Annotated in this window: 11 protein-coding genes; 8 read left to right on the forward strand and 3 right to left on the reverse strand. The window is 69.7% G+C overall.

Features of this window, described 5'->3' with window-relative positions; translation table 11 throughout:
- Window positions 1-154: 154 nt before the first annotated feature.
- The 3 genes from G6030_RS01300 to G6030_RS01310 form a co-directional block, all read right to left on the reverse strand.
- Window positions 155-1,852 (reverse strand): fumarate hydratase, encoded by a 1,698-nt coding sequence (locus G6030_RS01300; protein ID WP_063972041.1) that lies wholly within the window; start codon window positions 1,850-1,852, stop codon window positions 155-157.
- 63 nt (window positions 1,853-1,915) lie between these two features.
- A complete protein-coding gene (locus G6030_RS01305; protein WP_156509406.1) occupies window positions 1,916-2,482 on the reverse strand; it encodes a methyltransferase domain-containing protein in 567 nt (188 codons plus the stop codon).
- 37 nt (window positions 2,483-2,519) lie between these two features.
- Window positions 2,520-2,816: a hypothetical protein gene (locus G6030_RS01310; protein ID WP_063972042.1), complete on the reverse strand. Its 297-nt coding sequence runs from the start codon at window positions 2,814-2,816 to the stop codon at window positions 2,520-2,522.
- A 172-nt stretch (window positions 2,817-2,988) separates the two neighbouring features.
- Here G6030_RS01310 and G6030_RS01315 point away from each other — a divergent pair, with 172 nt between their 5' ends.
- The 8 genes from G6030_RS01315 to G6030_RS01350 form a co-directional block, all read left to right on the forward strand.
- Window positions 2,989-3,900, forward strand: a complete 912-nt coding sequence (locus G6030_RS01315) for an ABC transporter substrate-binding protein (protein ID WP_063972043.1) — start codon at window positions 2,989-2,991, stop codon at window positions 3,898-3,900.
- A 19-nt stretch (window positions 3,901-3,919) separates the two neighbouring features.
- Window positions 3,920-4,942, forward strand: a complete 1,023-nt coding sequence (locus tag G6030_RS01320) for an iron chelate uptake ABC transporter family permease subunit (RefSeq protein ID WP_182641940.1) — start codon at window positions 3,920-3,922, stop codon at window positions 4,940-4,942.
- The gene (locus G6030_RS01325; protein WP_082904164.1) at window positions 4,935-5,984 is read left to right on the forward strand and encodes an iron chelate uptake ABC transporter family permease subunit; all 1,050 of its coding nucleotides are present in this window, start codon (window positions 4,935-4,937) and stop codon (window positions 5,982-5,984) included. Before G6030_RS01320 ends, G6030_RS01325 begins: the two co-directional genes overlap by 8 nt.
- A 14-nt stretch (window positions 5,985-5,998) precedes the next feature.
- The gene (locus G6030_RS01330; protein ID WP_082904165.1) at window positions 5,999-6,868 is read left to right on the forward strand and encodes an ATP-binding cassette domain-containing protein; all 870 of its coding nucleotides are present in this window, start codon (window positions 5,999-6,001) and stop codon (window positions 6,866-6,868) included.
- A 108-nt stretch (window positions 6,869-6,976) separates the two neighbouring features.
- Entirely contained in the window at window positions 6,977-8,224 is a 1,248-nt protein-coding gene (locus tag G6030_RS01335; RefSeq protein ID WP_182641941.1) for a sugar phosphate nucleotidyltransferase, read from the forward strand.
- Between the two features lie 80 nt (window positions 8,225-8,304).
- Window positions 8,305-9,291, forward strand: coding sequence for an LLM class F420-dependent oxidoreductase (locus G6030_RS01340; RefSeq protein ID WP_063972046.1), 987 nt, complete (start codon window positions 8,305-8,307; stop codon window positions 9,289-9,291).
- Between the two features lie 63 nt (window positions 9,292-9,354).
- On the forward strand, window positions 9,355-10,647 hold the full coding sequence (locus G6030_RS01345; protein WP_063972127.1) for an acetyl-CoA hydrolase/transferase C-terminal domain-containing protein: 1,293 nt from the start codon (window positions 9,355-9,357) through the stop codon (window positions 10,645-10,647).
- 112 nt (window positions 10,648-10,759) lie between these two features.
- Window positions 10,760-11,257, forward strand: a 498-nt coding sequence (locus G6030_RS01350) for a hypothetical protein (RefSeq protein WP_182641942.1), incomplete at its 3' end; no start/stop codon positions are given.

The raw sequence follows: 11,257 nt of genomic DNA on the forward strand, positions 1-11,257 counted from the left end.
CGCGGATGCTCTACGACCTGGCCCGGGGCGACGACCCCGAGGCAGCGCGACGCGCGTTCACCGCCATGATGAGCATGGTCAAGCTCGACGTCGCCACGCTCGAGGCCGCCGCCCGCGGGGACTGAGCCCCGCGGACGACGGCCGGGAGGACGGATCAGAGGCCGGGGCGCTTGCCGATCGTCAACGTGACCTCACCGGTGTGGGCGAAGAAGTCCTCGCCCTTGTCGTCGACGACGATGAACGCGGGGAAGTCCTCGACCTCGATCTTCCACACCGCCTCCATGCCGAGTTCCTCGTACTCGATGACCTCGACGTGCTTGATGCAGTCCTGCGCCAGGCGGGCGGCCGGGCCGCCGATCGAGCCCAGGTAGAAGCCGCCGTACGTCGCGCACGCGTTGGTGACCTGCTTGGAGCGGTTCCCCTTGGCCAGCATGACCATGGAGCCGCCGGCGGCCTGGAACTGCTCGACGTAGGAGTCCATACGGCCGGCGGTGGTGGGGCCGAAGGAGCCCGACGGCATGCCCTCCGGCGTCTTGGCCGGGCCCGCGTAGTACACGGGATGGTCCTTGAGGTACTGCGGCATCTCCTCGCCCGCGTCCAGGCGCTCCTTGATCTTGGAGTGCGCGATGTCGCGCGCCACGACCAGCGGACCGGTCAGCGAGAGCCGCGTCTTGACCGGGTGCTTGCTCAGCTCGGCGAGGATCTCCGGCATCGGCCGGTTGAGGTCGATCTTCACCGCCGCGCCCTTGCCCGTGCCGGAGACGCCGTCGGTCGCGGCGTCCAGCTCCGCGTCGGTGGTGGCCGGCAGGTACTGGCCCGGGTTGAACTCGAGCTGCTCGAGGAACACGCCCTCCGGGGTGATCTTGGCCTTGGCCTGGCGGTCCGCCGAGCACGAGACCGCGATCGCCACGGGCAGGGAGGCCCCGTGCCGCGGCAGGCGCACCACACGCACGTCGTGGCAGAAGTACTTACCGCCGAACTGCGCGCCGATGCCGATCTTCTGCGTGAGCTCGAAGACCTTCTCCTCGAGCTCCGTGTCGCGGAACCCGCGGCCGGTCATCGCGCCCTCGCGGGGCAGTTCGTCGAGGTAATGCGCGGAGGCCAGCTTGGCGGTCTTGAGCGCGAACTCCGCCGAGGTGCCGCCCACGACGATCGCCAGGTGGTACGGCGGGCACGCGGCGGTGCCGAGGGAGCGGATCTTCTCCTCGATGAACTGCATCATCCGCTCGGGGTTGAGGATCGCCTTGGTCTCCTGGTACAGGAACGACTTGTTGGCCGACCCGCCGCCCTTGGCCATGAAGAGGAACTTGTAGGCGTTCTCCGACCCGGGCGTGGTGTTGGCGCCGATCTCGATCTGCGCAGGCAGGTTGGAGCCCGTGTTCTTCTCGTCCCACATGGTGATGGGCGCGTTCTGCGAGTAGCGCAGGTTGAGTCGGGTGAAGGCGTCGTAGACGCCGCGGGCGACCGCCTCCTCGTCCGGGCCGGGGGTCAGCACGTGCTGGCCGCGCTCGCCCTTGACGATGGCCGTGCCGGTGTCCTGGCACATGGGCAGCACGCCGCCGGCGGCGATGTTGGCGTTCTTCAGAAGGTCCAGCGCAACGAACTTGTCGTTGTCACTGGCCTCGGGGTCGTCGAGGATCTTGGCGACCTGCGCGAGGTGGTCACTACGGAGGTAGTGGGAGATGTCGTGCATCGCCGTCTCGGTGAGCAGGCGGATTGCCTCGGGGTCCACCTTGAGGAATGTCATGCCGTCGGGGCCCTGCACTGTCGAGACGCCCTCGGTGGTGAGAAGGCGGTACTCGGTGGTGTCCTCCCCGACGGGAAGAAGGTCCTCGTAGAGGAAGTCGGCCATCGACGGCTCCTGGGTCTGCAGGTGGATGATCTGCGCCCCAGGATAGTTGCCGGATCATGCTGGTCAGAATCGGGTGTGGATCAAGGGCACGAACCGATAGCCGCCGTGCTCGCTGAGCTCGAGATCGCCGCCCGATCGCCGCACCCGGTGCATCCGGTTCGCCCACGGCGCGACCATGATCCCGTTCTCGCCGAGTTGGGCGACGAGGTCGCGGGGGAGGTCGTCGGCCATCGCGGAGACGAGGATCCGGTCGAACGGCGCGAGGCCCGGAAGGCCCAGGACGCCCGGTTCGGCGTGGTGGACGTGGACCCACGGTTGATCGATCGCCTCGCGGGAGCGTTCCACGAGCTCCGGGATGAGTTCGACGGCGTGGACCTCCGACTCGGGCCCGCCGAGCTCGCCGAGGATCGCGGAGGTCCATCCGCTGCCGGAGCCCACGTCGAGCACGCGCATGCCGCGGAACGGCTCGAGGAGGGCCAGCATGTCCGCCACGGTGGACGGCTGGGAGTTGGTCTGCCCGTGCCCGATGGGCAGCGGGGCGTCGAGGGCGTGGTCTCCGACGACCTCCGGCGGGAGGAAGCGACGGCGGTCCTGCGCGCGCATCGCCTCCGCGATGTCCGGGACGCTCACGGCGACTCCTCCCTCCCGCCGGGGTCGGTCGCGTCGGTCAGGCCTCGCCGAGGACCCGGGTCTCGCCGTCCGGGTCGAGCTCGTCGATCTCGTCGCGGGGCTCGGGGGAGACCCCCTCGTCCTCCGGCTCCGGGCTGTCGACGTCCGGACGCTCGGCCGCGAGCTTGTCGTCGAGGTCGTGGTTCTCCTCGATCGGCTTCCACGTCTCCGGCGCGTCGACGGTCAGGTCCTCGTTGTCCGTCGTGATCACGTCGGCGTCGAGGCCCTCGCTGCCGTCCAGCGTGTTCTCGTCGTAGTCACCGTCGGTGTCCTGGTCGTACTGTCGTTCGGTCATGCCCCCGATTGTCCTGAATCCGGGGCGTTCCCGCATCCGGTCCTCCGTCCCCCCGGGACGACGTCAGCAGTGCGCGAGCCGTGGTAGTGAGGCAAGCCATACTTAAGACTTGCCTATCGGCCACGGGGGTGGTTAAGGTGAGCCTAACCTTCCGAACTAGCCCAGGAGTGAAATGAAGCGATTCCCCAAGATCGTCGCCGCGACGGCCGCGATCGCGTTGACCGGTGGCGCGCTCACGGCGTGCGGGAGTTCGGACGCACAGTCCAGCGGCAACGAGGGGGAGGGCCCGACCCGCGTCGTGCTCACGAGCCACGCCGCCGCCGACACCCTGGACGAGCTCGATCTGGAGGATCGGGTCATCGGCCTGGTGAAAACGGGTGTATTCCCGGAGGCGCTGGATGCGTACTCGGGCGACGAGTACACGGATATCGGCAGCCTCAAGGAGCCGAAGATGGACGTCATCGCCGAACTGGGACCCGACCTCATCCTGTTCGGTAACCGCACCCGGGAGATGGAGCCGGAGTTCGCGAAGATCTCGGACCAGGTGATCGCGGGCGACCCCGACACCTCCGAGACGATCGCGTCGAACCGCGCGAAGGTCGAGGAGATCGCCGCGCTGTTCGGTGCCCAGGACAAGGCCTCGGACGAACTCGCCGAGATCGACGAGATGGTGTCCGAGACCAGGGCCAAGGCCGAGGGCGCGGGCACGGCCCTCGTTCTCATGACGTCAGGCGGCAAGGTCACCGGTTACGGACCGGGCTCGCGCTTCGACCTGATCTTCAACGAGCTCGGCATGGCGCCCGCGGGTGAGCTCGAGTCGGACGGCAGCCACGGCGCCCCGCTCAGCTGGGAGCAGATCGCCGAGCTGAACCCCGATCACGTCTTCGTCATCGACCGCGACGCCGCGATCGGTGCCGAGGGCGAGGCGGCGTCCGCGCTTCTGGACAACCCGCTCTTCAACCGCACGGCTGCCGCGACCAACGACAACGTCCACTTCCTCGACGGCCAGAACTGGTACCTCGTCGGGGGTGGCCTGGGAGTGCTCGAGGCGATGATCGACGAGATCGACACCGCCGTCTCCTGACGGTCGACACCACTGACTGATGACGACGACCCTTGCCGAGCGCCGGCCGCAGCGTAAAACGCTGTGGCCGGCGCTCGGCGTCGTTGCGCTCGTGCTCTCGCTCGTCGCCAGCGTGTTCGTCGGCGCAGCGAATATCACTCTGTGGGACGTACTCACGGGTGGGCTCACCGAGGCGCACCGCGTCTACCTCGTCGAGGCCCGTCTCCCGCGCACGGCGGCGGCCGCCCTCGCGGGGGCCTCGCTGGCGATCGCCGGACTGCTGATGCAGCTGCTCACCCGGAACCGCTTCGTGGAGCCGTCGACCGCAGGCACAGTCGAATCGGCCGGTCTGGGTCTGGTGGTGGTGGCGATCATCGCGCCCGGTGCCCCGATCGTCGCCAAGATGGTGGTCGCCATGGTGTTCGCGCTCGCCGGGACCGCGCTCTTCCTCGCGTGTATCCGGCGCGTCCCGGTATCGGACTCCTTCGTGGTGCCGCTCATCGGCATCATGCTCGGGTCCGTGATAGGTGCCGTCGCGGCGTTCCTCGCCTTGTCCCGCGACTTGCTACAGATGCTCAACTCGTGGATGCTCGCCGACTTCTCCGCGGTCCTGGCCGGACGGTACGAGTTGCTGTGGCTGGTGGCGGTGCTCGGCGGACTCGCCTACATCGCCGCCGACCGCTTCACCGTCGCGGGGCTGGGAGAGGACGTCTCGACCGGTCTCGGGCTCGACCACAAGACCGTCGTCGCGGCCGGGATGGCCATCGTGGCCGCGGTCGCGGCAGTCGTCGTGGTCACCGTGGGCGCGCTCCCGCTGCTCGGGCTGGTCGTCCCCAATGTGGTCTCACGGCTGGTGGGCGACGACGCCCGCCGCGGTCTGCCTCTCGTGGCGCTCCTCGGGGCGGTGACCGTCCTAGTCTGCGACATGGTGGGCAGGTCGCTCCCCGGTGTGTTCGCCGGCGGTGCCCCCGGCGCCGGCGAGGTTCCCGTTGGCACGATCGTCGGGATACTCGGCGGTGCCGTCTTCCTGACCATGATGCTGCGAGGAGTGCGCAATGCCTGAGACCGCCATCCTCGTAGCCCCGCCGGAGAGCCTCTCGCGCGGACGGACGCGAGTCGAGGCCGATCGTCGCCGTCGCTGGCTCGTGGTGCTCGTCTGCGCTGCGGTCGCCGTCGCGACGATCGCAGCCCTGGTCCTCTCCGGGCTCCCGGCCACGGTGGGGTCCAAGGCCTGGAGCTACTCGCTGGACCGACTAACACGCCACGCCGTGGCGATCGTCCTGGTCTCGGTCGCGGTCGGGGTCTCGACGGTGCTCTTCCAGACCGTCACCGGCAACCGGATCCTCACTCCGGCGCTGATGGGCTTCGACTCGCTGTATCTGCTCATCCAGACGATGCTCGTGTTCTTCATGGTCCCGCGCGACGCCGCGGTCATCGGGGGACTGACCAGCGGCGGTCTCTCCGGCTTCCTCGGCCAGACCGCGATCATGGTGGTCGCGTCGACCTCCTTGTACCTGTGGCTCCTCGGGGGCCGGAGAACTGACATCCACCTGCTGCTTCTGGTGGGTGTCGTGTTCGGCGTCTTCTTCCGCTCCGCCTCCACGTTCTTCCAGCGACTGCTCGACCCGGCGGCATACCTGCAGGTTCAGGACGCCATGTTCGCGAGCTTCCGCGGCGTCCAGCTCGACGTGTTGGTCGCCTGTGGGGTCATCGTCGTGGCGGGGCTCGTCGTCGTGGCGGTCCTCGGTCGGCGGCTCGACGTGATGCTGCTGGGGCGCGATCCCGCCGTCGCGCTGGGCGTCAACCACCGCAGGGCCACGATCGTGGTCCTCGTGGTGGTCTCCTTCCTCGTCTCGGCCTCGACCGCGTTGATCGGACCGGTGATGTTCTTCGGGCTCATCGTGGCGAACGCGGCCTACGCTCTGCTCGGCACCACCCTGCACCGGTTCACGCTCCCGGTGGCCTCGCTGCTGGGCGTGATCGCTCTGGCGGGAGGAGAGATGGTGCTCGGTGCCCTCGGCGTCGAGTCCGCGCTGAGCATCGTCATCGAGTTCGCCGGTGGCCTGCTGTTCCTGTTCCTGCTCCTGACCAACCGCGCACGCTGAAAGAGAGGCACGCCATGTCCCTTCTCCCGTTCCGACGCCGCGGCGACCGATCCGGTGAAAGCCGGTGGTCGGCCGGCTGCGGCATCGAGGCGCGGTCGGTGTGCTCGTCCTACGGCGACACGCAGGTTCTGCACGAGGTGTCGGCGTGCTTCGCGCACGGTGGCGTCACCTCTCTCATCGGGCCCAACGGCGCCGGAAAGTCGACACTGTTGGGAGTCATGAGCCGGCTCCAGACAGCGGATTCCGGAGAAGTGCTCGTCGACGGGGTCGACGTGTCCGTCGACGGGGGGCGTGAGCTGGCCCGCCGCCTCGCGGTGCTGCGGCAGGAGAACGCCGTGTCCATCAGGCTCACCGTGCGTGAGCTCGTCGGGTTCGGCAGGTTCCCACACAACGGTGGTCGGCCCGGCCCGGGCGACGCCGAGCACATCGACTACGCCCTGGGGGCGATGGAGCTCGAGGACCTCGCCGACCGATATCTCGACGAGTTGTCCGGTGGCCAGCGGCAACGCGCGCACATCGCGATGGTGCTGGCGCAGGACACGGACTACGTCCTGCTGGACGAGCCGCTCAACAACCTCGATCTACGGCACGCCACCTCGATCATGCGGTTGCTGCGGCGCACCGCCGCGGACCGGGGCAAGACCATCGTGCTCGTCATCCACGACATCAATATCGCCGCGGCCTACTCGGACCGGATCATCGCCATGAAGGACGGCCGGATCGTCTCCGACGGCACTCCGGCCGAGATCATGCGGACCGACGTCCTCAAAGCGGTGTACGACATGGAGATGCAGGTCGCCGAGGTCGCCGGGCGCTACGTGGCGCTGTACTTCGACGGAGAAGAGGAACTGGACGAGTTCGGCATGGCGATGTCCACGGCCTGACCTCTCGGTACGGTGCGGGCGACCAGTGGGTGAGCGCTCCCGCTCCGGTTACAGTGTCGTTCTCAGACGGGGTCGGGTTTCCCCTCCCGCCCGGAAAGGAGCCCTCACATGGCACCGTTGTCCGTGGTCACGATCGTCCTCGCCGGTGGCGCGGGATCTCGCCTCCGCGCTCTCACCCGGGACAGGGCCAAGCCGGCCGTGCCCTACGGCGGCGGGTACCAGCTCATCGACTTCTCGTTGAGCAACGCGGCCAACTCGGGCCTGAGAGACGTTTGGGTGGTCCAGCAGTTCCACCCGGTATCACTGGGCTCTCACCTGCGCAGCGGCCGCCCGTGGGATCTCGATCGTCTGGACGGGGGCCTGCTCGTCCTGCACCCGTCGCAGGGGACCGGCCGCGACGGGTTCCACTCGGGGACGGCCGACGCACTGTGGAAGCAGGTCGAGCCACTGCGTGAGGCCGGCCCGGAGGTGACCGTCGTGCTCAGCGCCGACGCGGTGTACCGCCTCGACTACGACCGTCTGGTCCGCGACCACCTGGAGTCCTCCGCAGAGGTCACCATGGTCACCACCCGCGTCGACCCGGAGGACGCGGGCCGGTACGGGGTGGTCCGCGTGGCGGACGACGGCACGGTCACCGACTACGCGTACAAGCCCGACGACCCGGCCACCGACCTCATCTGCGCGGAGGTCTTCGCCTTCGACACCGCCGCCCTCATCCGCCACCTCGAGAAGGCGCACGCGGATGCCGCCGCCGACAGCGACGACGAGGACGACGCCGACATGGGCGACATCGGCGACAACGTCCTCCCGGCGATGGTCGGTGCCGGGCGGGCGCGGGAGTGGCGGCACGACGAGTACTGGCGCGACGTGGGCACCGTCGAGTCCTACTGGGCGGGGCACATGGATCTGCTCGGCGAGCCCCCGGTGCACGAGCTCGACGTGCCGGGCTGGACGTTGCGGACCGCCTCGGCGTTCAGCGGACCGGCCAGGACGGGCCCGGACGCCCGGGTGACGACGTCGCTGGTCGGTCACGGCGCGATCGTGGGCGGCGCCGTGGAGCACTCGGTCATCGGACCCGGGGCCGTCGTCGAGGAGGGCGCGCGGGTCCGCGACAGTGTGATCCTGCCCGGCGCCGTGGTGCGTTCCGGGGCGCGGGTGGAGACCGCCGTCGTCGACGCCGGGGTCGAGGTGCCGGCCGATGCGCGCATCGGGGAGCCGCAGCCGGGCGCGGACGAGTCCACGGTGCGGGTGGCACTGTTGGGTTCCGCGCGGGACGGGGCGCGGCCGTCCGGCTTCACCCTGGAGGCGGGGAAGCTGGATCCGCCCGACGACGACGACGAGGACGCCAGCGTCTGATGTGGGCCGGGCGCCGGGTGGATCGGGACCGGCCGGCTCGATCCCGCCGGTGACCGCCGGTGCGACGCTACGCTCGTGCCATGCGATTCGGTCTCTTCCTGCCCCAGGGCTGGCGCCTCGATCTGGTCGACGTGCCGGCCGACCGCCACTGGCCCGTGATCTCCGATCTCGCCGCCCGCGCCGACGCCGGCCCGTGGGAGTCGGTCTGGGTCTACGACCACATGCACACCGCGCCCCTGACCTCGTCCGAGGCGACCCACGAGGCGTGGAGCCTGATGTCGGCGCTCGGGGCGGTGACCTCGCGGGTGCGGCTCGGCCAGATGTGCACGTGTCTCGGCTACCGCAACCCGGCCCTGCTCGCGAAGATCGCCGCGACGGTCGACCACATCTCCGGTGGCCGGGTCGAGATGGGGATCGGCGCCGGGTGGTACGAACACGAGTGGCGCGCGTACGGCTACGGGTTCCCGTCCGCCGGTGAACGCCTGGGCATGCTCGACGAGGGCGTGCGCATCATGCGTGAGGCGTGGTCACAGGGAGTCGTCTCCCTCGAGGGCGAGCACTACCGGGTGGACGGGGCGATCGTGCAGCCGCAGCCGCTGCAGCCGGGCGGCATCCCCGTCTGGGTCGCGGGCGGGGGAGAGCGCAAGACCCTGCGGATCGCCGCCCGGTACGCCGATTACACGAACTTCGACGGCACCCCCGACGGTTTCGCCCACAAGGCCGAGGTCCTGCGAGGGCACTGCGCGGACCTGGGCCGCGACCCGTCGGAGATCACCATGACGGCCAACTACAACGTGGCCATCGGCGAGACGGAGGAGGAGGTCGCCGACCGGCTGGCGTCACTCCGCGACCGCATGGCCCGTCACGTGGGCCCGGACGAGGCGGATCGCCAGCTGGGGGCGTACCGGGGCCTGCCCGGCGTCGGGACGCCGGAGCAGATCGTCGAGAAGCTCACCGCGCTGCGGGATCTGGGCATGGACTACGGCATCTTCTACTTCCCCGAGATCGCGACCGACACCACGGGCCTCGAGCTGTTCGAGCGAGAGGTCATCCCGGCGTTGAGCTGAGACCCGGCGGTGCCGGGGCCCCGGCACCGCGCCGACCCCGATCACCGAGAGCAGGTGCCCGCGATGAGGACGGTCGAGTACGAGGAGCTTCCCGCGGCGGCGGTCCTCGACCACGTGACGCCGGGGATGCACGTCATCTCGCCGATCCAGAACGCCGCGCCCCCGGCGCTCCTGCGGGCCCTGGACGCCGGGGCGGACGGATTGACGGACGTCACGGTGCACCACATGGACCCGTGGGAGTCGCTGCCCTTCATGGAGGGCGCCTACCCCGGCCGGCTGCGTCACGTCGACTACTTCCTCGGTCCCGGTTCGCGCGAGAACTTCCATCGCGGGCACTGCGACCTCGTCCCGGTCGACTTCGCCCAGGTTCCCGCCACCCTGCGCGAGTTCTCGCCGCCCGGGCTGGCGATCACGACGGTCTCGGAGATCGACGAGCACGGGTTCTTCTCGATGGGCACCAACGCCGACTACGTCGCGTCGTTCATCGGGCAGGTCCCCTTCTTCGTCGAGGTCAACGCCCACATGCCGCGGACGTTCGGACGCAATCACATCCACATCTCCCAGGTGGCGGGCGTCACGCGGAACGACGCACCGATGATCACCGTGGAGGTACCACCGCCGGGCGAGGTCGACCACGCGATCGCGGACGTCATCGCCGAGCGCGTCCCGGACGGGGCGTGCCTGCAACTCGGTGTCGGCAGACTGCCGAACGCCGTCCTGTCGCGACTGACCGGCCACCGGCACCTGGGCATCCACACGGAGGCGCTCTCGGACGGTGTCATGGATCTGGTCGAGGCGGGCGTCATCGACGGCTCGCGCAAGACCGGGCGCCCCTTCAAACACGTCACGACCTTCGCCCTGGGGTCGCAGCGGCTGATGGACTGGCTGCACAACAACCCGTCGGTGGCGATGCTGCCCGTGGACATCGTCAACGACCCGCGGGTGATCGGACGGGAGCACAACCTGTATTCGATCAACGCGACCAGCGAGGTCGACCTGTTCGGACAGGCGGCGTCCGAGACGATCGGCGGTCGGTACTGGTCGGGGGCCGGCGGGCAGGCGGACTTCGCGCGGGGGTGCCGGTTCTCCCCGGGCGGGCACGGGTTCATCGTCACCCCCTCCCAGACGTCGAAGGGGATCAGCCGGATCTCCCTCTCGCTCACCCCGGGAAGCCCGGTGACCACGCACAAGAACATCATCGAGAACGTCGTCACCGAGCACGGCATCGCGTCGCTGCGCGGGAAGTCCGTGGTACAGCGGGCCGCGGCGCTGATCTCGATCGCACACCCCGACCACCGGGAGCGGCTGAGCCGCGAGGCCAGGGACGCCGGGCTTTTGCCGCGGGTCCTTCTCTAGGCGCTGACGCTCCCGGCCCTGTCGCCCCGGACGCCGTCGGCCTCCGGTGGCAGCGTTGCCGCGGCGGGGTTACGTTCCAGGATCATCCGACCCCGCAACGAGGGAGGCAGTCGTGGACCCCATGGTCTGGATCGTCATCGGGGTGATCGCGTTGATCGTCGTCATCGCGCTCATCGCCCTGGCCGCGAGGAACAACAACCGTAAGAAGCTCACCGAGGCCGCGGAACTCCGCCGCGACGCCCGGGATCGCGAACGCCAACTCGAGCGACAGGATGCCGTCGCCCGCGAGCAGGAGCACCGGGCCGGCGCCGCGGAGCAGGAGGCGAAGGCCAAAGCCGCCGAGGCGGAGCGCCTCCGAGCGGACGCGGAGAAGCACCGTGGAGCTCTCGACGAGCAGAAGCGGGACGTCAGTCGTATGGAGCAGACCGCCGAGAAGCTCGACCCACGGCACCGCGCCGAGGACCTCGACGGCGACGATCGAGATCACGGCGTCCGGGGCGACGGAGTGACCACCGGCGGCTCCGCGGGCACCGGCGGGCGCCACGCCCGGGCCGACGACCACCCGGGCACCGAGCCGCGCGGGTCCGCGGACCGGGCATCGCCGGTGACA

Source organism: Dietzia sp. E1, assembly GCF_014145015.1.
Classification (GTDB): Bacteria; Actinomycetota; Actinomycetes; order Mycobacteriales; family Mycobacteriaceae; genus Dietzia; species Dietzia cinnamea_A.